At 31.4% G+C, this 22,974-nt stretch carries 19 protein-coding genes and 2 pseudogenes; 13 read left to right on the top strand and 8 right to left on the bottom strand.

The genetic code is table 11. The annotated features are described in order from the left end of the window. The 5 genes and pseudogenes from Q0075_RS04640 to Q0075_RS04620 all read left to right on the top strand — a co-directional run. A pseudogene (locus Q0075_RS04640) lies at window positions 1-433 on the top strand (hypothetical protein); the annotation flags it as partial. A gap of 86 nt (window positions 434-519) precedes the next feature. Then, window positions 520-1,458, top strand: a complete 939-nt coding sequence (locus Q0075_RS04635; protein ID WP_297868494.1) for a LamG-like jellyroll fold domain-containing protein — start codon at window positions 520-522, stop codon at window positions 1,456-1,458. A 137-nt stretch (window positions 1,459-1,595) separates the two neighbouring features. Further along, window positions 1,596-2,240, top strand: coding sequence for a porin family protein (locus tag Q0075_RS04630; RefSeq protein WP_297868493.1), 645 nt, complete (start codon window positions 1,596-1,598; stop codon window positions 2,238-2,240). A 49-nt stretch (window positions 2,241-2,289) separates the two neighbouring features. Continuing rightward, entirely contained in the window at window positions 2,290-2,877 is a 588-nt protein-coding gene (locus tag Q0075_RS04625) for a hypothetical protein (RefSeq protein ID WP_297868492.1), read from the top strand. Window positions 2,878-2,924: 47 nt separating this feature from the next. Continuing rightward, window positions 2,925-3,614, top strand: a complete 690-nt coding sequence (locus tag Q0075_RS04620) for a fibrobacter succinogenes major paralogous domain-containing protein (RefSeq protein ID WP_297868491.1) — start codon at window positions 2,925-2,927, stop codon at window positions 3,612-3,614. A 396-nt stretch (window positions 3,615-4,010) separates the two neighbouring features. Here the strand turns inward: Q0075_RS04620 and Q0075_RS04615 are convergent, their stop codons facing one another. The 8 genes from Q0075_RS04615 to Q0075_RS04580 form a co-directional block, all read right to left on the bottom strand. Continuing rightward, entirely contained in the window at window positions 4,011-4,316 is a 306-nt protein-coding gene (locus Q0075_RS04615; RefSeq protein WP_297868490.1) for a hypothetical protein, read from the bottom strand. Beyond that, window positions 4,316-4,951 (bottom strand): recombinase family protein, encoded by a 636-nt coding sequence (locus Q0075_RS04610; RefSeq protein ID WP_297868489.1) that lies wholly within the window; start codon window positions 4,949-4,951, stop codon window positions 4,316-4,318. The genes Q0075_RS04615 and Q0075_RS04610 overlap by 1 nt, the downstream gene beginning before the upstream one ends. Before the next feature lie 326 nt (window positions 4,952-5,277). Next, a complete protein-coding gene (locus tag Q0075_RS04605) occupies window positions 5,278-6,069 on the bottom strand; it encodes a hypothetical protein (RefSeq protein WP_297868488.1) in 792 nt (263 codons plus the stop codon). 22 nt (window positions 6,070-6,091) lie between these two features. Beyond that, the gene (locus Q0075_RS04600) at window positions 6,092-9,097 is read right to left on the bottom strand and encodes a type I restriction endonuclease (protein ID WP_297868487.1); all 3,006 of its coding nucleotides are present in this window, start codon (window positions 9,095-9,097) and stop codon (window positions 6,092-6,094) included. A 49-nt stretch (window positions 9,098-9,146) separates the two neighbouring features. Then, complete coding sequence (locus tag Q0075_RS04595; protein WP_297868486.1) at window positions 9,147-10,805, bottom strand: RNA-binding domain-containing protein; 1,659 nt, start codon at window positions 10,803-10,805, stop codon at window positions 9,147-9,149. An 11-nt stretch (window positions 10,806-10,816) separates the two neighbouring features. Further along, complete coding sequence (locus Q0075_RS04590; RefSeq protein WP_297868485.1) at window positions 10,817-12,142, bottom strand: restriction endonuclease subunit S; 1,326 nt, start codon at window positions 12,140-12,142, stop codon at window positions 10,817-10,819. Continuing rightward, complete coding sequence (locus Q0075_RS04585; RefSeq protein WP_297868484.1) at window positions 12,142-12,762, bottom strand: restriction endonuclease PLD domain-containing protein; 621 nt, start codon at window positions 12,760-12,762, stop codon at window positions 12,142-12,144. The genes Q0075_RS04590 and Q0075_RS04585 overlap by 1 nt, the downstream gene beginning before the upstream one ends. Further along, a complete protein-coding gene (locus Q0075_RS04580; RefSeq protein WP_297868483.1) occupies window positions 12,759-14,486 on the bottom strand; it encodes a class I SAM-dependent DNA methyltransferase in 1,728 nt (575 codons plus the stop codon). Before Q0075_RS04580 ends, Q0075_RS04585 begins: the two co-directional genes overlap by 4 nt. A gap of 758 nt (window positions 14,487-15,244) precedes the next feature. On the opposite strand from Q0075_RS04580, the gene Q0075_RS04575 reads away from it, so the two are divergent. The 8 genes and pseudogenes from Q0075_RS04575 to Q0075_RS04540 all read left to right on the top strand — a co-directional run bounded on the left by Q0075_RS04575 (window position 15,245) and on the right by Q0075_RS04540 (window position 22,828). Continuing rightward, window positions 15,245-16,822 carry a hypothetical protein gene (locus Q0075_RS04575; RefSeq protein WP_297868482.1) on the top strand — a complete coding sequence of 526 codons (1,578 nt, stop codon included), beginning with the start codon at window positions 15,245-15,247 and terminating at the stop codon, window positions 16,820-16,822. A 330-nt stretch (window positions 16,823-17,152) separates the two neighbouring features. Beyond that, window positions 17,153-18,949: a recombinase family protein gene (locus tag Q0075_RS04570; RefSeq protein WP_297868481.1), complete on the top strand. Its 1,797-nt coding sequence runs from the start codon at window positions 17,153-17,155 to the stop codon at window positions 18,947-18,949. A 14-nt stretch (window positions 18,950-18,963) separates the two neighbouring features. Continuing rightward, window positions 18,964-19,233, top strand: a pseudogene (locus Q0075_RS04565) (DUF2400 family protein); the annotation flags it as partial. An 11-nt stretch (window positions 19,234-19,244) separates the two neighbouring features. Continuing rightward, window positions 19,245-19,817, top strand: coding sequence for a pentapeptide repeat-containing protein (locus tag Q0075_RS04560; protein WP_297868480.1), 573 nt, complete (start codon window positions 19,245-19,247; stop codon window positions 19,815-19,817). A gap of 64 nt (window positions 19,818-19,881) precedes the next feature. After that, on the top strand, window positions 19,882-21,495 hold the full coding sequence (locus tag Q0075_RS04555; RefSeq protein WP_297868479.1) for a hypothetical protein: 1,614 nt from the start codon (window positions 19,882-19,884) through the stop codon (window positions 21,493-21,495). Window positions 21,496-21,662: 167 nt separating this feature from the next. Continuing rightward, window positions 21,663-22,217 carry a DUF2975 domain-containing protein gene (locus tag Q0075_RS04550; RefSeq protein WP_111565456.1) on the top strand — a complete coding sequence of 185 codons (555 nt, stop codon included), beginning with the start codon at window positions 21,663-21,665 and terminating at the stop codon, window positions 22,215-22,217. Window positions 22,218-22,220: 3 nt separating this feature from the next. Further along, a complete protein-coding gene (locus Q0075_RS04545) occupies window positions 22,221-22,427 on the top strand; it encodes a helix-turn-helix transcriptional regulator (RefSeq protein WP_111565455.1) in 207 nt (68 codons plus the stop codon). A gap of 86 nt (window positions 22,428-22,513) precedes the next feature. Further along, window positions 22,514-22,828 (top strand): HPF/RaiA family ribosome-associated protein, encoded by a 315-nt coding sequence (locus Q0075_RS04540; RefSeq protein WP_297868478.1) that lies wholly within the window; start codon window positions 22,514-22,516, stop codon window positions 22,826-22,828. Window positions 22,829-22,974 lie beyond the last annotated feature (146 nt).

The following is a 22,974-nucleotide window of genomic DNA, read 5'->3' as shown; positions in this document are numbered from 1 at the left end:
TAATTATTCTTCAAAAACTACAATTAATTTGGAAGAAGAAGTAGATTATTTGAAACGGTATATAATTTTAGAAAATTTTAGAAGAAAAATAAAAGTGAAATGGGTAATTGATATTAATGATACTATTGATGTTCACGATATTGAAATCCCTCCAATGATTATTCAACCACTAGTTGAAAATGTATTTGTTCACGCATTTGATAACTCAATTACTAATCCAGAATTAAGAATAAATTTTTCAAAATACAAAAATAAAATTATCTGTTTAGTTACAGATAACGGTATGGGTGTGGGTGATTCAAATACATTTTCTAAAGGCTTAAAATTAGTTGAAGAAAGAATTCAACTTTTTGAAAACAATAAATATAATAAAATCAGCTTTTTAAATGTAGAGCAAGGAACGTCTATAAAAATTGAAATTTCAATACGTTAAATAATTTATTTCTTCGTTTAATAAAACTTAAATAATATTCAAAATTATTTTAATCAATTTGTTTATTAATTATAAATTGATTAAACATGAAAAATTTCTTATTAAGTATTATTATTACATTTTCAACATTTACTTTTTCTCAATCAACTGTAGGCTCAGTTACAAATTTACTTGATGCAAATAATTCAAATTGTGTTTTAGATATTGATAATTGGAGTTATATTGTATTCACAAAAGATATCAACAATGAAGGAAAACTCTATAAAAATGGTCAATTAATTTATTCTGGAACATGGGCTAATATAAATTACTCTTGGTCTAGATTAGACCTAGGGGCTGTATTTTATACAAGTTATAATGGTTGGTTTAATGGTTTAATAGATGAAGTAAGAATTTCAAACACAATCAGAACGCCAACTGAAATATTGAATTATTTTAATTCTAATTTACCATTTTCAAGTGATTCAAACACAATTGGTTTATGGCATTTAGATGAAGAAAACAATTCAACAATAACTGCTTCTACTGGAGTTAATGGCAGTGGATTTAATATTACGAGCTCTGAAGGAAAATTTGGTAATTCATATTCTTTTAATGGAGTAAATTCTAGAATCCAAATTAACCAATCTATTCCCACCACTAACCTTACTGTAGAATTTTGGATTAAGCCACAAGGTATAAATAATGATGTTTGGCCAGTTAATATGTATGGTTTAAATACTTCAGGATTTGTAATTAATCAAGTAAATTTAAATTCAGAAGAATTTTTACATTCAAAAAACAATATTTCTGTTTATCCAAATCCTACAAATTCAGATTTTTATATTAAAATCAATAATAATTTGAATTTAAATGATATAATAGTCAAAATAACTAATGTTTTAGGTCAGCAGGTTTATTCTACAACAATGAGAGACTCACAATTAGTTTCTTTACAAGGAAATAATAGAGGTGTTTATTTTGTGTCATTGTATTCAATAAAAGATGAAAAATTAATACGTTCATTTAAAATTCTATTCCAGTAATTGTAAGGCAGGGAATTAAGATACTAATTACATGATTCAGCTACGTTTAAACAAATAATATATACGATAACTAAATCTAAAAAAAAGCTAAAAATTATATTAGGTAATTTGTTAAATAATTTAAAAACTAATATTTTATGAAAAAAATTTTATTATCAGCTGTATTTTTATTTTCAGCATTATCTTATGCACAAGATGTTAAATTCGGTGCAAAAGTTGGGTTAAATATTTCGAACTTAAGTGGTGATGTGGAAGACACAAAATCACTAATCGGTGCCCATTTAGGTGGTTTTGCAGAGATAAGCATTTCAGAAAAATTTGCTATTCAACCAGAGTTATTGTTTTCAATGCAAGGTGCAAAATCAGAATATTCGGAGTCTGATGTTGATTATTCATACAGTGAAGAATCAAAAACAAAACTAAATTATTTAAATGTTCCAATTTTAGCAAAATATTATGTTGCTGAAAAGTTTGCATTATTAGCTGGACCTCAATTCGGGATTTTAATGAGTGCAAAGGAAGATTTTGAGTTTAGTGAAAATGATAATGGAATTACAGATTCGGGTTCTGAATCAATTGATGCAAAAGAATTTTACAAATCATTAGCATTAAGCTTTAATCTTGGAGCAAGTTATTCAATAACTGAAAATTTCTTTATAGATGCAAGATATAATTTAGGTTTATCTAGTATTGCTAAAGATTACACAGATGAGTTTGGTAATAGTACTTCATTGAAAATAAACAATAATGTTTTCCAATTTTCAGTAGGTTATAAATTTTAAAGTTAAACCTTAAAACTGCCATTAATGGCAGTTTTTTATTTTATTAATTATGAGAAAAATATATTCAATTTTAGTTTTATTTATTATACACTTATTCATAGGCTGTAGTTCAGAATCTAATGATTTAATTGATGATACAGATATTGTAATGAATTTTGAAATTCCTAATAATTTCAATTATGAAGGAGTACCACTAACAGATAAGTATATAAATAATGATGGAAGTATAGATTATTCAATTAGTGGTTTAGTACAAAGAGTTGGAAGCAATCCTCTTTTTCAACAAGATTCTTATGTAGAGTTAAGCATGGGTTTTACTTTAGATAGTGAAATTCAGGTTAATCAAATAATTCAAATACAAAATTTTAATTCAATTGGAGGACGTTTTCCATATAATGATAACAATTTTTCAGGTATCGATTTTTGTGCATTAGAATTGGAAAAGCAACAATCATCAACTGGTTTTTTAAAAATAACAGAAATAACAGAAGATTATATTAGGGGAGAATTTCAATTTAATAATTTAAACAATACTGGAGGTGTAAATCCATTAACTTCTCAACCGTGCCCAAATTATCCAAGTCAACAAAATTATAATATTATTAATGGTAGTTTTACAGCATTTAATCCGTTTTAAATTTTTTCTATGATTAATTATTTATAAATAGAAACATTCCTTTTTATATGAGAAAACTAAACGTGTTTATTATTTCTTTATTTGCATTTTATTCATGTTCAAGTGATGAGAATTCAAGTAATAACTCAAATATTGAATTTGTAACTATAGGTACTCAAATTTGGCAATCTAAAAATTTAGATGTTGAGACTTATAGAGACGGCACACCTATTCCTCAAGTTACCGACCCAACACAATGGGCAAACCTAACCACTGGAGCTTGGTGTTATTACAATAATGACCCAGCGAACAACGCCATTTATGGCAAGTTGTATAATTGGTATGCGGTGGCAGGAATACACGATAATGACCCTTCAACACCAAACAAGATATTAGCACCTCAAGGATGGCATATTCCAAGTGATGCAGAATGGACACAACTAACTGATTTTTTAGGAGGAGAATTGGTAGCTGGAGGCAAGATGAAATCTACAGGAACCCTGCAAGCAGGAACAGGATTATGGGAAAGTCCAAACGAATCTGCAACCAACGAATCTGGTTTTACAGGTCTTCCAGCGGGTTTTCGCAGCACCCTTATGCCATTCTACAGCATTGGCGGATACGGTAGCTGGTGGAGTTTGTCAGAGTCTAATACATCCGCTGCATGGTACCGTCACTTGAATAACATGAATGGTAACGTCTACATCGATTACACCTATAAGCGATTTGGCAACTCGGTTCGTTGTGTAAAGGATTAGGTACTTTTGCTCTTTGACACTTTGATAATATAACCCCGTTTGGTAGATTTTTTGATATTAAGTTAAACAGTGATTTATCTGTTTGAAAAGCACATATGATTTGCTGTTAGGTATTATTAAGTTTACAAAGAGTTTTATCAAAGATTTAAATATATATGAGTAAAACTTTAAAAATGAATCTATCGAGATATTAATTTTAATCTAAAAAGTAATTGCCAGATAAGACAAAAGTGTTGTTTCGTGTTATTAAAAATAGCGAATAAAGGTTTAAGACTGTAGATTAATTTAATGAGATTTATATCAAATAAGTATCAAAATTATTGTGTATCTTATACCATCAAAACTATTAATCCTCAAATAGAAATAGATAATACTGAGAAAATTATTTTAATACTTTCAATTCTCACTAAACTCAAAGTCAAAATCTTTGAGTTTTTTGTTTATATAGAAAATGATACAAATTTCAATAGTATCATCCTTCACGGTCACAAAGAAATTATGAACATTCCAAATGTGTCTTGCTAATCTTCTTGTTAGTTTTTCAATATCCAAATTGCAATCCTTCTTAAAATCAAATTTAATAATGATTTCTTTGGGTCTCAAAAAGTGCTTGCTTTCCACAATTGTGTCCATTTGCATATTACGGCTACCATAAAATTTAAACATTAAATTATGAATGGCGGTTAAATCAACTCGCATCATTAGGCAACTTGTAAATTTGAGTTCAACATTAATTCTTTTACCTTCTTAACCGTATTGGCTGATACCTTATAATCTAAATCACTTGCCAACTTGGCAATTTGTCTAAGCGATAGCGTTGGATTCATTTTAATGGCTCTAACCACACGCTTATGCTTCTGAAGTGTTTGTTCTGGCGTATCAAAAGTTCCTTCAGCTCTACCTTTATATATACCTTTTAGTTTGGCTTGATGAATTCCTTCAGCTTGTCTTTCAAGAAGACTTGTTTTTTCTAATGAACTTAGCTCACTTAATATGGTTGTAATAAGATTAAACACTGGATTAGCTTTGTTGTTAATCATGGATTCCAATCCCAAGTTATCAATCTTTACAACCACACCTTTATCATAAAAATATTGAAGCGTTTGTAATACATTGATAGTATTTCTTCCAGCTCTGTCGATGGCATGGAAGCTTACATAATTTATTTTTCCAGTTTCAACTGCTTGAATGAGTCGTTTACCTTCAGGACGTTCATCAAATGGAATTGAACCACTTATTATGTCAATGAATAATTCTTCATCTGGGTGTGCTTTTGCAAGCTGACGAAGGTTGGTTTGATTTTTTGTTGATTGACGAATGTAACGAGCTTTTTTCATGGTGACCTTTGCTTAAAATTGTGCAATTTTAGGGTATGCCCTTTTGCACATGTTTAACATTGCATTTTATTGAAATCCTATTTATGTGTTTTGTGCAGTGTATGACTAAAATCTAATTTTGCACAAAATGGACATGGTTTGAATTTCGTTTTAAATTTAGATGCTCAATTTATTTGAAAGCTTTGAAATGGATTTGTTGAAATCGGTTGTTTCAATTTTGCTTTTTTAATAAGCTATAATCTAAATCTGAAACTTGAGGCAAAGGTCTGGAATGAAAATATAAAAAAACAATTTATTTAATTGAAATCCAGGGCTTTATGTTGCTTTTAATATTTGTACTCTAATTTTCTAATTATCGTTTTTTCAATTTTATTGTTTATATAAATTGTTTTAACTGTCCATTGATTAAATTTATTAAATGCTGAATAATTGTAAGTATATTTAAAAAGTTCATTTCCATTTAAATTAATTTCTTCAATTAAATTGTTATTTGAATCATATTTTTTAGTTGTTTTTGATATCAATTCATAATTAGAATTATATGTTTTTATTTCAATTTCATTACCATTTTTATCAAAATTGTATTCAACTTGATTGAAAAATAAATCATTTTGATATTTTTTAATAACTTTTTTTTCTTTTGACTCATAAGAATAAATTCCTTTGTAAATTCCATCAGAATCATGTCTTAACTCTTCAATAATTCTATTATTGTAATCATATTTAAATTCCCATTTAATAATTAAATCACCTTCATAATTATAAATATTATATTCAATATTATTTCCTTTTGAGTCATATTCGAAAATTGATTTTTGAATCAAAGAACCATCAAGATTTAAGTAGCTTGTTTCAACCACTTTATTATCTGTGTTGTATAGATTAGTTATTATAGGTTCTGGATTAAATGCCCATTCATCAAAAGTCTCAGTGATTAATTTTATAACATTTCCACTATCATTGTAAAATTTTGTTATTTTGGATTCAACTTTACCGTTAACAGGTTTACCAAACTTTAGTGATGTTTTGTAAGTTTCTTCAATTTCTTTTTTAATTTTATTCTGAGTAAAAGAAAATTGTGTAAAAAAAATAGCCAACAATACGATATTAATTTTCATTATTTTTTATTTAAAATTAAATTTACTTACTTAACCTATCATAAACCTTTTTCAACATATAACTTCTGACCACATCACCAAATTCTTTATCATCCATCATTTTGGTGAAAATATCTTGGTTCTGTTCCATTCTGGATATAAATTTATCCAATAGCATTTCTTCAAAACCAAATTTAAAATTATCAATGGTATTTGATTTTGCTTGCAATGCAAGTTTCTCATCCATTACCATTTCCTCTTCAATCTGGTCAAATAAAAGTTTATCTGCTGTGTTAAATTCTGTATGGAACTTTTTATTTAAAACATTTATAATTTCTGATAAATTAGCTTCTTCCTCTTTGGTTAATCGTATTCCAGCTTGTCCACCACCTTCTAATTCATAAACACTTTGACTTTCCATTAGAATGCTTTGTTCCGCAACTTTTTGTAGTCTGTAGTATTCTAACGATACTTCATCACCTAATTTGAATTTGTCATTTTGTGATGTTCTTGGTAATTTCTTCAATAAGAATCTTCCATAAGTGAAAAGCTTCTCCAAATCAACATCCGAAAAAGGCATAATTTGGGTCAAGAATGAATAAGTTCTTGTAAATATCTGCAAAGTGTTCTTAAAATCATCTTGATTAGTAATTGTTCCCATTGCATCATCTTTTTCAGTAGGTAATGCCTTGAACCTCTCCACTGCTGGGTCAACATACGAGTTTAATTTTCCTTGGTCAGATGCACTTAAAGATTTGCTCGATTTGAAAAATACGTTGCAGAAATTATTGACTTCAGTTTCCCAAATTACATTGGCTTTTTCCAACTCAGATTTTAAATCATACAAATGATTAGGGTCTGAGTTCTCACGAATTGAAGTTAATTCATAATAAGGTTGGAAGGAATCCAATATATCCTGTGTTTCATTTGCGAAGTCTAACACAAATGTGTCCTCCTTTCCAGCACACATCCTGTTTAATCGAGATAGCGTTTGAACCGCTTTCACTCCAGATAATTTCTTATCTACATACATGGTATGCAACAACGGTTGGTCGAATCCTGTTTGGTACTTGTCTGCAACTAACAACAATTGGTACTCATCCGATGCGAACTTTCTTGGCAATTCCTTTTCAGCAAATCCATTCAGTTCCACCTCGGTCACACCTTCTGGAGCGTTATCGTAAATTACTTTACCCGAAAAGGCTACTATGGTTTTAACATCATTGTATCCCTTTTCTTTGATATATTTGTCAAACTCTTCTTTGTATCTAACAGCATGAAGCCTTGAACTGGTTACTACCATAGCTTTTGCTTTGCCTCCGATTTTCTTTGAAACTATTTGGCGGAAATGTTCCACCATGACTTCTGTTTTCTGTGCAAGGTTATGCGGATGCAATGACATAAAACGACCAATGGCTCTGGATGCTTTTTTCTTGTTTACTTTTGGGTCATCTTCAATCTGTTTTGATAGTTTAAAGTATGTCTTATAGGTTGTATAACTCTTTAATACATCGAGAATAAATCCTTCTTCGATGGCTTGTTTCATAGAATACAAGTGAAAAGGTTCTGGCTTGCCATTTTTTCCTATCGTTCCAAATACTTCAACTGTTTTAGGTTTTGGTGTAGCTGTGAAAGCAAAGAAACTAAGGTTGTTCTGTTTTCCTCTAGCAAGCATTGATTTTCTGATTTCATCCTCAGCATCTTCCTCCAGTCCTGTGTAGGCTTCATCTCTTTCTGCATCTTCTAATGATTTTGCTGAAAGTACCTCTTTCATTTTTTTGGTTGCTTCACCACCTTGGGAACTATGAGCCTCATCAATGATTACAGCATATTTTCTGGCTGGTATTTCACCAATTTTATCCAAAATAAATGGAAACTTTTGAAGCGTGGTAATAATGATATGCGACCCAGCGGTGATGGCATTTGCCAATTGAGTTGAATCCTTATCGATTTTTTGAACTACACCATCTTTGTGTTCGAATTGGTATATGGTATTTTGTAACTGTGAATCTAATACCTTACGGTCAGTAATTACAATCACTGAATCAAAAACTCTATTGTTTTGGTCATCATGCAAGCTCGAAAGTCTATATGATAACCAAGCGATTGAATTAGATTTTCCAGAACCAGCACTGTGTTGGATTAAATAGTTTTTCCCAGCACCACTAGTACGTGCATCTGCAGTAACAGTTCTTACTACTTGCATTTGGTGGAAACGTGGAAAAATAATGGTTTCCTTTTTCTTTTTGACACCATTCATCTCAAATTCTTCCACACTCAAGTGAAGGAACTTACCAATAATATCCATGAAGCTATCTTTTGTCCAAACCTGTTCCCACAAATACGCTGTTCTGTATCCGTTTGGATTGGGTGGATTTCCAGCTCCGTTGTTGTATCCTAAATTAAATGGTAAATATCGAGTGTTCTTTCCATCCAGCTTTGTGGTCATGAAAGCTTCATCCGTATCTACTGCAAAGTGAACCAATGTTCTTTTTTTAAATTGGAATATTGGTTCATTTGGTTCTCGGTCATACACATACTGCTTCTTAGCATTCTCAACAGACTGACCAGAAAACTGATTTTTAAGCTCAATAGTAGCAATTGGTAATCCATTCAAAGAAAGCACCATATCCAAAGAGTTCTTGCCAACACGCTCGTAATACAGCTGTCTGGTTACCGACAAATGATTGGTTTGATACAATTGGTCAGCTTCTGGATTTAATGAGCTTTCTGGCTTAAAATATGCCATCTGGAACTTCACACCATAATCGGTGAATCCTTTTCTTAGAACATCCAAAACGCCTCTTAAATCAATCTCTTTAACCAAGCGTTGAATTACCTTTTGCTCCACCCCATCTTTGTGGATGTTGGCTATTTTATCCCATGCTTTCGGTTGAGATACCTTCAAAAAGTTGGTGATGTAACTTGGGAACAACCCAAGTTTCACTTCGAAGTCGGTTGAACTTCCTTTTACGTAGCCACCGTGTTCCAATAAGTTGGATTCGATTGCTTCCTCAAAGGTCTGTTCTGTGTGTATTCCTTTTGCCATAATATCTAAAAAATGTCTAAAAAAATGTCTAAAAAAATATCTACTATGATTACTTAGACATTTTCCAAATCTTTCCTTCAACCTTTATATTTCCTTGGTTCTTCATTGATTGAAGAATGTTTTTAATTTTATTTTTCTTTTGAGAAATGTCTAAAATCTCTGGAAGTTTGTCTAAAAGTATTTTTTCAAAATCATCTTTTTTCCCTTCCTTGAATTCTTTCAAATAATCCAAAATCATCTTTTTGCAATACTCATCGTTTATTCCTCTTTTTCGGATATAAGAGGCTTTATCGTTTGTGATTTTTGCAACAGCCGAAGAAACATGAAGATTCGGTTTACGACCTTCTATTAAACCAAACTTTTTTAATTCTTTGATTTCGTCATCATCAATTGGTAAGTTTTTTTGAACTCTGTCTAATAAAACAACCGTTTTTAATTCCAAATCGGTTTTTCTCATTAATAGTTTGGTGTAATTTTCATCCCAAATGCGACCTGCAATCCTAACAGCTACTTTATTTGAAGTAGATAAGTCAAAATCTGGCATAGGGAAGAAACGTTCTTTTTGTTTCAAAAACATTCGTTTGATACCGCTACCAATGGTATCAATCATATTTAAGTTCACCATAGCATCCGCTAGAAATTGATTGCGATAGTATTCTTGGGGAGCATCTTGTTCAATAACCCTTTCAATGCTTTTGGGGATAAAGTCACCTACATTAGTAAACAATAATTCATCTGGTTTTTCAACAACCGTAATACGACCATTTAATTGATAGTCTTGGTGTGCTATGCAGTTGTGCAATGCCTCACGAATAACAAAAGCATCATACATTTTAATTTCAGTAGGAAACAAAGAATCGTCTTTTATATAGCGATAAGTAAGGTTGCGAACTCGGCTAAATACTTCTGTTGAACTCAATAAAAATGGAACTCCAAAATGTTCATAATCCAACTCTACATTGTTTTCATCTTTTAAAATCCAAGAGATTTTAGCTACCGCTGGACTCAGAAAATGGGAAGATTCTTCCTTGCCCAATATAAGCAAAGCGGTATTGGTGATTTTTCCTTGTAGCGTAACTTTCGCTTTGTTCAGAAAAGTAATATCATCCCACGTATCACATTCCGATGCTTTTCTTGGATTTTTCTCTTTGTATTCTTTTCTCGCTTTTTCAATAGCTATTGGGTCTAAATCATCAAGGGTGGCATTGGGTACAATTTGAGCCGACCAATCGGTTCTGTTACTTTGATTACGAATGGTTTCTATTTCAACTAAATTAAGTGGAACTAAATCTTCACCATCTCTACCATAATAATGCCCCTCCCATGCTACTGGAAACCCTTTTGGTGCTGGTGGTATTTGAAAAACAATTACTCGCCCTTCAGAATATTGTAATTCGTGTATTTCTGTGAAGGTTATTCGATTCGTTGTTTTGTTGCCTATTTCAGCTTTTAAACTATCTAAATCAACTCTATTTGTTCTGTAATCACTTCCAACAATTGCTCTAGGAATTGGTTTGTCTTTGATGCCAAAAATAAGCCATGCAGATTCTTTCCCTTTCAAATTGGCTTCGTTTGAAAGTGCTGAAAAGTATTTGCCAAGTTTGCCAAAATCATATTGTGTTTTGGCTTCCTTAAATTCTACACATTCTGTTTCAGAAGATTGATTTCTGAAAATTTCAATTAATTTTTTTAGCTCAAGTTCATTCATATAGCAACTTGTTAATTTATTTTCTCTTCTCTAACATCAACCTTACCAGTAACCACCTCACTGATTAATGCGGTTTTGTATTCTTTTAATAACTCGATTTCCTGTTGGGTTTTATACTTTAAAAATTCGAATTTCTCCAAATAGTTTTCAATAAAAAGAACAATTTCTAATTGCTCTTTTTTATTTGGTAGGGCAATTTTAGTAGATTTTATAATATCTGTATTTAAATTAGGTTGACCGTAACCAGATACCTCATCTCTATATATTTTTGTATGTGTTATAAAGAAGTAATACAGGTAATCTCTTTCAATTTGTAAATTGAAAAATGCCACAGAACCGTCATTAATTCCCCCTTTGATTTTTGTGATTCTTGGAACACCAAGCGTTGCTCCACTGTTTGATAATAATAATGTTTCTGGCTCGATTATTCGGGTATTTTTAGAACCTTGCTCAGTCAAATAAGTTTCAGTAGATACAATAAATTTACCTTCGGCATTTGTAACTTCTTTTACTGTAATCCACGGTAAAAAATCTCCATTAAATAGAAGTGGGTCACCAGCTGGTCTTGGTGAAGCACCTCTCACAACTTTTGCAACATGACCAATTCTTTTCACCTCCCAATGCGCTGGAATCTCACCCAGCCATTCAATACCCGAATCCTTCATTGGAACGGTTGGGTCAAGACCTTTGGTCACTGCTTGGTTGATAATGGCAGTGCGCTCTTCTTCTAGCAACTGAATCAAACGCTCCTTTTTGGCAATTAAATCATCAATTTGAGTGGTTTTTTGGTCGAGGTAGTTGGCGATGGTGATTTGTTCTTCGATTGGTGGTAAAGTCAATCGAAGTTCTTTTATTTTTTCTAAATGGAGATTTGTAACCGAAGTTTTCTGACTACTCTCAAATAATTGTCTATCTACTACATTGCTATCGAAGAAAAATTTAAAAAACCGATTTTCCAATGTCTTTTCAAATTTCAACAAACAAAGACTAACAAAAATGCTAAACTCCCATTCCCAGTCCACTATTTTCATAAGTCCAATAGTTCCGTTCTTAGATAGTAGAAGGTCGCCTTTTTCTGGGTAACATCTTTTGATTAATTCTTTGTGTTCTTCCTGTGGAATAAATTTCACATTATTGAAATCAATTTCTTGACTATGTAAATCCGTAACCCTTAAAAAAGGAACTGCATTTTCAACGTTTTCTATATATGTTGGAGTAAAGTGAGCTCCGTCAATAATCTTTCTTGTGTGATATTTTAATTTCGTACACGACCAATTTTCTGGAATGTTGCCAATCCATTCAATACCCGAATCCTTGTAGTTATCGTATTTCTTCATTATTGCAATTCATCTAGTTGGGTTTTACTCATAATTTCGTTTTCTAAATCCTTCAATTTCTCCATTGAATTTTTTCCTCTATTTCTCTCAACATTATAATCTGCATATATAATATCATCAAAATCACCACCACTTATCTCGGTTTGGGATTGACATATATTATTTATCGCATTATTTGAACTATCCCAAAGCACAACATCAGCTTCAAAGTTAAAAGGGGCTGTGTGACCAAAAGCGTTTCGAGTCATGTTACTACTTCCAATGATTCCGAAAATTGGCTCTCCCTGTTTTTTTAAAATAAATATTTTTGCGTGCCAATGAAAATTATTGGTTATGAGAGCATTAACGGTATTGCCATTACTAATTAAAATATCTCTAAAACTTCTATATCTGTTTAGCCACATTCTATTGTGAACACCAATCGTTGTGAGAGAAACATTGTTATTGAAAAGGGAAGAACATAGTCCAGAATCTAAAGATGCAGAATAATTATTCATCTCTTGGAAAAATCCAGAACACAACAATGCACTATCACCTTCACCGCTATCAATAGAGTTAATGAGTAAATTGTGAAAACGATTAACTGAGGCTGATTTTCTTAAAAGAATAAGTAAACTCATAACATAACATTTTTAAGTAATCCGTCTGTTTCTTGCTCCAATGCCATAATATCCGCACGGATTTCCTCTAATGAGCGCAATGGCTTGTATTGGTAGAAATACTTGGTAAAGTTGATTTCGTAACCTACATTGGTTTTGCTGTGGTCAATCCACGCATCGGGTACGTGTGGCAATACTTCTTTTTCCATATATTCCTCAACATCCATCAGCAACGGAATGTTTTCTGTATCACGTAATGATGAATCGGGTTTTGGGTTTCCTTTTTTGTCGGTCACCACTTGTCCTTTAGCATTGCGTTCTGGTCGTTCTACAGTTACTTTAGCATATCCAAAAGCCTTGTTATCAAATATCTTTGAGTATTGTCCTTCCTTGAATTCTCCATAAATTTTGGTGATTTCCCCAATGTGGTCATCCGATAATTCATTACGTTTATCTCCCAATGATTTACTCATTTTTTTGAAGAAATCAACTCCGTTTATCAGTTGTACTTTTCCTTTTCTGTTAGCTGGTTTATGGTTAGAAATTACCCAGATATAGGTTGAGATACCAGTATTGTAAAACAATTGGTTAGGCAAGGCAATTACAGCCTCTAGGAAGTCGTTTTCAATTATCCACTGACGAATACTGCTCTCGTTCTTTGTTTTGCTTGGAGAACCCGAAAAAAGCGGTGACCCGTTGAATACGATAGCCAATCTTGAACCACCTTGGTCAGCTGGTTTCATTTTGCTCATTAGGTGCATCAAGAACAGGAACGAACCATCACTTACGGATGGCAAGCCAGCACCAAATCGACCACCATGACCCAACTGTTCATGTTCCTCTTTAACTTTTTTTGCAAACTTTTCCCATTTCACCCCAAATGGTGGATTGGTTATTAAGTAATCGAATTTTTCGTTGGATAATTGGTCTTCTGAGATACTGTTTCCTTTTTTGATGTTGGATGCGTTTTGCCCCTTAATCATCAAATCTGATTTACAAATAGCATAGGATTCTGGGTTCAATTCTTGACCAAACACCTCCAATCGAGCATCTGAGTTGAGTTCGTGCAAGTATTCTTCGGCTACTGATAGCATCCCTCCTGTACCAGCACAACAATCGAATATGGTTTTGGTGATGCCTTTTTTGGTCAGTATTTCACGGTCATTCAAGAATAGAATGTTCACCATCAACTTGATAACCTCTCTCGGTGTAAAGTGCTCCCCAGCGGTTTCGTTGGATATCTCAGCAAATTTTCGAATCAGTTCTTCAAACATGTATCCCATTTCCATGCTCGAAATGCGGTCTGGGTGCAAGTCGATTTCTTGGAAACGCTTCACCACCATAAACAGCAAGTTGGCATCGTCCATCTTGTTGATTTGATTCTCGAACTCAAATTGTTCAATAACCTCTCTGGCATCCTCTGAGAATCCGTTGATGTAGTTGCGCAGATTTGATGCAATATCGTTCGGGTCTGCAATTAGCTTGTTGAAGTCAAATGGACTTCTGTTATGAAAATTGTAGCCAGCCACCTTGTTTAAAATCGGGTCGAGATTTTGAATGTTGGTAGATTTCATTTGCTCGTATTTTTTAAGCACTTCTGCTTTTGTTCCTTCCAAAACACAATCCAATCTTCTCAAAACTGTTAATGGAAGAATTACTTTTCCATAGTCACTTTGTTTGTAATCACCTCGAAGTAAGTCTGCAATAGACCAGATAAAATTTGCTGATTCTTTAACGTTTTTCATGAATTGTTTGAAATAAAATTGGTCACAATTTACTAAAAAATAATATGATTAAAATGAGGTTTTACGCATTTTATCGAAATTTTCTGTAATTTAAAGCGAACACAATAAAGTAAACTATTAAAACAACCTATTTAACCCCGTATTTACTATTAAAGGTTAAATAGCAGATACGGGTACAATTTATTGCTTACTGGAACATAATTTGGTGTTTTTTCACTTTATTCAAGAACCAAAATATTGCATTTCTCGTAGTTTCTTCGTATATTTGAAAGAATGCATTCCAAACCATATCTGGTCGCTCGATGCAGTTGCGTTGGGTTGGTCTCAGCCATCAAAAGGAGACACTACAATAACATTTTCTTAAAAACACATTATTTAAAAATTCTACATTGGTTAGCTTAATTAACATTTATTTTTAAATGCTAATCTTTTGACAATTTGTTTTGTCTTTATTATTAAAATCCATTGTTCCAAATGGAAATACCTTCAATATAGTAACTCATATTAGGTATCCAATGAAGAGTTTGGTTAAAAATTGTTGATTAATCTATCAATCACAATTTCTTTTTAAAAAGTACTTATTTTTTACCTCCGTATCCTCTAGACACATTAGTGTACTTATCCCTTTTTAATATTTTTTTCAATTTACTATTTACTTATAGTTCACATTGAAGTATTTATTATACAGTAGCGCAATCTTGGCTTTATTGAGGGATTATTCTATTACAATAACAATTTTTATAAATACTATAATATAAATGAACAACTTTTTAAATAACTCATCATCAAGTGATGCAAATAATTCTAATTTAATTAATACTAATTTAAATTTTAACTCAACATTACAACCTAATTCTTATTCTAACTTTATCAATCCTTCTATCATTTATGTTACTAAGAGTAACATAGAAATTAATAAACAAAGAAGTATTGATATTACTGGTATTACAGAGGGAATTAACACCCAAATTGATAAAGATATTTATGCCAGCTATCCGCTGTACTTTCCAGAGGCAAATACTATACTAATTCCAAAGAAAATAAAACGCAATCTTGAAAGATATGTTTCAAAAGAACTCTTGAGGAAGATTGATTCTAATATTGATTTAGCCATTGAGAAGTGTCTAGTATTTATTTCCAATTTTACATCAACATTTTATCATGAAAACAAATGGAAAAAACTAAATTCAAAAATATTACATCAACAAGCTAAAAAGCCTAACAGCAACACATACGTTTATAAAGGCATCATCAATGCTCTTCTTGATGGAACTAAAAAAGATGGAGCTATGATTGAAATCCAAAAAAATGAAGAAGGAAATGATTCATATCAAATTGGAATACGTTCCAAAAGCTATAAGTTGTCTGATAACTATTTTAAGGCTGGTTTAACGCAATATATTATTCAAGATAAAGATTTAATTAACAACAGAAAAGAATGGCTTTATAATGAATTAAAATGCGCTACCGATAATCCTATAGCATCAAATCTGTTGAGTGTTTATCCAAGACTTACTTTACCAACTCATGAAGAGATTATTACAGAAGCTAGAAAGCTAATATCCAAAGGTTATTCTAATAAAAAAGGAAAAAAACTAACCATGCTTAACAAGCATAGCAAATCTTATTTTACAGATTTTGAAAAAAGAAGTTTTGTTGAAGAAAATATAGAATTATTTAATTATTTAACACAAAATGGCTTCTTGATTCCGAATATAGGTGATATAAGTTCTGGAGGAAGAGTTGTGGATAGCTTTACACTGATGCCGAGTTGGATTAGAAAAATGATAAAGATTGATGGACGTAATATTGTAGAAGTTGACTACAGAGCTTTGCATCCGAATATTGCAGTAAAATTATATGGAGGTAATTCAAAATTCATAACTCATCAAAAGATTGCTGATGAACTGGAAGTGGACAAACAAATTATCAAAGAAGCTCATTTATCATTTTTCAACGAGAAGATTAATCAAATGAAGCAAAGCCCTTTGTATAAGTATTACAAGCTAAAAGAGCCTCATATGCTAAATGATATCATGCACGAAAAACGCTATAATAAATCAAAGCACAAAGCGACCTCTGAGCGATTATTTAATTACGAGGTAAGGATTATGTCAGAAGTATTAAAAAGACTCAATACAAGGGGTATATATGCGTTGTATGTATATGATGCGTTGTATTGTAAAGATGTGGATGCGTTGGATGTTATTGATGTGATGAATCAAGTAGCTCTGGAATTTGAAGTATACACAACTGCCGATTGTGAAATACCTGTAGAGCAACTTATTGACAGAAGAAAAGTTTTAGAAGTGTTGAAGTATTTAAGCTTTGAATAAATCATCAAAAATACTAATAATTGATTTTAGTAAAAGTTGAAGCCTATGTGAATATTTGATTTTATTGGGTTTAACAGAGGTTTTAAACAAAAAAAAAGAACTCTGTAATAATACTCGCAAAATACCCACGGCTTAAAGTATTCTTTTTTTTTAAATTTCTCTTTTAAGAGTTCATGAATAAAGGGCTAAGAAGATATTCAACTTTTACATGTTTTAACTAATATGAATTTATAACAATATGCCTAAAATAATAAAATTTCAAAAAACAACCTATCCACTTTAATTAACCGATTAAGTAATTAAATAAATATATTTGTAAAAAAATAAATTATGTTAGCTGTATACTGCCGAATTAGTGGTAAAAAAGGTGAAGACAAGGATACATCAATTGCAACCCAGAAAGAAGAAGGAACTAAACTAGCATTAAGTTTGGGTTTGAAACCAGTTTTTTTTGTTGATGAAGGAATAAGTGGTACAAAAGAGGAAATTACTGACAGACCAGCATTTGCGAAGATGCTGAAGGAGCTAAATTCAAAAAAATACCATGGTGTTTATACTTTGAATCAAGACCGTATTGAAAGAAATTCTTTGATATGGCAGATATTTGTAGCTTCAATGCTTACTAATGATTGTAAGTACTACCCCAATGGGGTTTTGTTTGACCTTGACAACCCCAATAATAGATTTATTGCTGCTGTTCAAAGTGCCAGCAATGCTCTTTATGCAAGTTTAACATCTCAACGTGTAAAGCTTTCGATAAGAAAAAGAGCAACAGAAGGTCGATTTAGAGGACAATTGCCATATGGGTTTATCTATGACGATAAGAATCACATAAAAATTAATGAAGCGGAAGCTAAGTGGGTACGATTGATGTATGAGTGGTCTTTAAGTGGTATTGGTTCCTATACCATTGCAAACATGCTTAATGAAAAACAAGTGCCTACCAAGTTCAACAATTTTGATGGTAACATAAAGCGCATTGACCCATATACTAAAGAAGTCTATTACCATAGTAAGAGCAATGTGAAATGGAGAGGAAATGTAGTACACGATATATTATTAAATACAATAAATAAAGGAAAGAAAAAACTTGGGGAAGAATATTATGATGTACCAGCAATAATTGAAGAAAAATATTGGGAGAAAGTAATTTCAAATTTGCAAGAGAATAAGAAAAAAGTTGGAAAAAAAGTGCACTACAAGTACTTACTTAACGGAATAATTTTTTGTTCACACTGCGGTAGACAACTGGTTGGAAAAAAAAGGGTCGCATCTGGTGATAATTCATATAAATGCAAAGGTAAAATCTACCCTAATAATCTGTGTGTTGAATCAAGAGCCATCAATATATACAAATTAGAAACATTTCTCATCAAGCATCTTTTTGAATCAAAAGATTTAGAAAAACATCTATTGGAATTACCTGAAAAAGAAAATGATTATACAGCATTGCAATCCGAATTAAATGAACAGAAAAAGAAACTATCATCTTTTGAAAGAGATTATAAGCACCAGTTGTCTTTGCTAACAAATCCTGATTTTGCTGAAGACATTAACATTAAAAAAGCATATCTGAGTTCAAAAAGATTGCTTGAAGGACAGAAAATTATTGTAGATGATTTAGAAAATAAAGTTGCAACATTGAAGAATTTTAGTCCAAAAGAAAACGTAAAAAGAGTAATTGCAGAGAATGTTAACCTGAAAGAATTTGAAGACTTTAAAAGAATGATTCACTCGCTAATTGATTGGATTAAAATTGGACAGGTAAAAGAAGATGGCAAAATGGGTACTTTTATAATCAATATTAAATATCGTGGTTTTGATGAAGTTTCAACTTTTATAACAAATTGGTTCGCTTTGAAATGGGTGTGGATTTCAAAATATAGAAAAGAAGCATATACACAAGCTCAAATTGAAGAGGACAGGGAAAATGCAATCGCTTTGTTTGAACACCACAATATTGTTGTAGATGAAAAGTATAAAGATTGGCTAAGACAAAAAGGCATGACTGAGGAGGAAATCGACAGACAAAACCCTTGGAGTGAAAATTATGTAGGAAGTGAGTCAAATTCTTTAGAACACTCTGTCATCGTATTAAAAGAAGAAGATTTAGTACATTTTAATTAACCACCCTAATTAACCGAATGAACATGTATTTGCGATGGATGGTTCGAAAAGATAACAAAGGTGTCGATTTGGGGATTTGGAACAGCATCTCTCCTGCTCTATTATCTTGCCCGTTGGATGTCCATTCGGGAAATGTGGCTCGGAAATTGGAACTGCTAACACGAAAACAAAACGATGCTAAAGCCTTAGCTGAATTAGACGATAACTTAAGAAAACTAGACCCGAATGATCCTGTAAAATACGATTTTGCTTTATTTGGATTAGGCGTTTTTGAAGGGTTTTAAAAAATATAATTATGCACGCAGATTACATTATTGACCAAAATTTTTCAGATATCACCTTTTCAGAAAATGATATCAAATATAAAGAGTACGAAAATTGCACATTTACAAATTGCGATTTTACTTCATGCTTCTTTGTTGCCGTAACTTTTATCGATTGTAATTTCTTCGATTGCAATTTTAAAGGAACTAAAATCAATCATGTTTCGTTGCGCGATGTTTGGTTTACCAAATGTGATTTTACTTCGGTGAATTTTGCGATGACGGACCAAATTTTATATGAATTTCACTTCAAAGACAGTTTGCTTGATTACGCGCAATTCTACAGTTTGAAATTAAAGAAAATGCAATTCATCAATTGTAGCATGATTGCCGTTGATTTTATGGAAAGTGATTTATCAGAAGCAATGTTCGACAACTGCAATTTACGTCACGCTGTTTTCATTGGAACAACTGCCAACAAAACCGATTTTTCAACCAGTTATGATTTCATTATCGATCCTGAGAAAAACAAACTAAAACGAGCCGTTTTCTCAACTGAAAATTTAGCTGGACTTTTAACTAAATATGATTTGATAATTAAATAACCGAAATGTTTTTAAATGTTTCAAGAAAATGTACATTTACAGCATTAATAAATTTTTTAACAAAATGAAAAAAACATTCTCTTTACTTTCATTATTAATTTCATTGTTTGCAATGTCTCAATCAACAGACTTAGACAGACAAGATTTTAATTATTCTTACGTTCAACTTCCAAGTACCCCTATATCTGAAGTTAAAAACAGAAATTATTCATTTACAACAAATATTGATAAAAATTTGATGTATGAAAAATCTAAATTCTTTTTTCAAAACCAAATAACCATTAATGGATTAGAAAAAAAAGAAAAGAATGGTTATATAAACATAGATATCACTTTGTTTACGCCAGCAATAACAAAAAAAAATATTTCTACCAGAACTAGTTCTTCAAAAGATAAAAATGGATATGTAAGAACCACTTACTATTATACTGCCGAACTTGCTTACGATCAAAAAGGAAGTGCAAAAATTACGAGTGCTGATGGCAAAATTCAAAAGACAATAGATTTTACTAAAGGTAATACTCTAAAAAGTAAAGAATACGACAGTTATTCAAGTGCTGAATCTTTCTACTATAATATTAACAGAACAATTTACAGCAATTTTGTAATGGAAGTTGTAAATACATTGAATACTCAATTAAATAATGAATATGGGTATAATGTAAAAAATGGTAGTGATTATCTTTGGATCCTTGCAAACAAAAAGCATCCTGAACAAGCTGCTGAATTTAATGCTTACATTGCTGTAAAAAATTCATTTGCTAAAATGGTTTCAAATACTCCAGTTTCTAATCTTGAAACAGAACTTGAAAACACCATCCAATATTTTGAATCTTTAGAAAAAAAATATACTGAGGATTCTAAAGCGCACAGAAAAATTAGATATAGTGCTTATTTTAATTTAGCTAAAATTTATAATTATTTAGACTTACCTCTAAAATCTATTGAATGGTCAAATAAACTTATTGCAAATGATTATGATAAAAGTGATGGTGTAAATAATATTGAAGATTGCGAAAAATTAATCAAACTTTTCGATGCTAATAAAACCAAAACTAGACACTTTGAAGTTCAAACTAAAAACTTCTTTTTTGAAGACACTGCTCCCGTTGCTAGTAATTCAAGCTACTCAAATTCATCTGCGCCCTATAGTATTGATACAGATCCTAATTACATAATTGCTTATTTGGCTACTATTAAGAAAGATACAGTTGCAGGCTATGTTCATAAAAATAGAACATTGTCTATAAATGATGCCATCACTGTTACAGTAAAAGATTTTCAAGGAAAATTCTCTGAAAGAACATTTAAAGCTAACGAAATTAACAGATTAACCTTAAGCAATGGAGAAGAATACGCCTCTGTATTATTTAAAGTAGCTGTTGATAATGGAGGATTAACAATGTCTAGTGCTACCAAGAAATTTGCAAAAGAAATGTTTGTAGGTAAAAAAATTGCAATTTACCAATATTTTAATGGAGAAATCATTATTAAAAAAGCGAATGAATCTGAAGGAAAATCTAATGCTAGTGCTTCTTGGATGATGTCTCCTAAAAAACGTTTTGAAGAATTAGCCATCGGTTGTCCTGATTTATTGGCAAGGGTGGAGAAAAAAGAATTTAGAAACAATATTGAAAGCATATTACAATTTGCTGAAGCCTTAGAAAAGTGCAAATAGTATTTTAAAATTTAAAATCTCGAGTATATCTCGAGATTTTTTTTATGCATTATTTTACAATTGTCCTAAAACACATTATTGTTATTTATCAAAAAAAAGTATATTTTTATTGTTTTTCAATAAATTTTTATTGAAATTTGCATCGTTAACTTTTAATATTTACTCTTATGGAAATTAAAATTAGTGCACAACAGATGCTAAATGTATTGTATGTATTGGCTTGGATTATCTTTATTGGACTTGGTATTGATGCCGGTGGATTTCTTGTAAACACCTTTTTTACCTTGTTCATTAATCCGATAGGTTCATCGTATTTTTGGAACCATATCGATTTGTCTTCGTTGTATCAATTTAACCAAAGTCATTTTGTTACGTTAACTTCGTTAATGAGTATCGTAGCGGTTTTAAAAGCCATACTGTTTTATTTGATTATCAAAATCATACACGATAAAAAACTCAATTTGGCCCAACCTTTTAATAAAGATGTCAATCGTTTTATTTTTAGCGTGGCTTATTTGACGTTAGGAATTGCTTTTTTTGCTATTTGGGGAACTAATTTTTCTGAGAAAATGGTGCAACAAGGCGTTTCTATTCCGTCGATTCAGCATTTAAAAATTGCGGGTGGCGATGTTTGGTTGTTTATGGGAATTACGCTTTTGGTGATTGCTCAAATTTTCAAACGCGGTATCGAACTTCAGGAAGAAAACGAATTAACAGTGTAAATTATGGCAATAGTAGTAAACTTAGATGTGATGATGGCGAAACGCAAAATGTCGCTCAACGAACTTTCGGAAAAGGTGGATATTACGTTGGCTAATTTATCTATTTTAAAAACCGGAAAGGCAAAAGCCATACGTTTCAGTACGCTGGAAGCCATTTGCAAAGTGTTGGATTGTCAGCCGGGCGATATTTTAGAATATACGCAAGATTAATTTATAGCTTTTTTAACTTTTAGGAAGTTGGAAATTTGAGCGAATATTCGTAACTTTAGGTATTATTAATTATAATCCTTATAACTATGTTAGTTCAAATTCACACCGACAAAAACATTGAAGGCGGAAGCCGTTTTTCAGAATTCTTTAGTAACGAAATTAAAAATGAATTAGCAAGATTTGACGAAATCGTAACCCGAATAGAAGTACACGTCTCTGACGAAAATGGAAATAAATCCACTCCAAACGATAAAAAATGTGTCATTGAAGCCCGAGTAGAAAAAAAACAACCGATTGCCGTTACCGCAACTGCCGATAGCCCAGAAAAAGCCTTTTTTGAAGCTTTAGAAAAGATCCAACGTGTTTTAGATACGACTTTAGATAAAATTAAAGAACATTAAAAATTAGGAATCCCGAGTTTAGGCTCGGGATTTTTTTTGTTTATAAGTTAGTAGTTAAACTAATGAGTGTTTTATGTTTTTGTAGGAAATTTTTATTATTTTTGAGAAAATATAAAATTGATATTTATCAGACATACTTATTGTAT

Origin of the sequence: uncultured Flavobacterium sp. (genome assembly GCF_937967675.1) — a bacterium.
In the GTDB taxonomy this organism is placed as follows: domain Bacteria; phylum Bacteroidota; class Bacteroidia; order Flavobacteriales; family Flavobacteriaceae; genus Flavobacterium.
The sequence above is the reverse complement of the archived record's forward strand: the minus strand, read 5'-3'. Positions and strand labels throughout refer to the sequence as shown.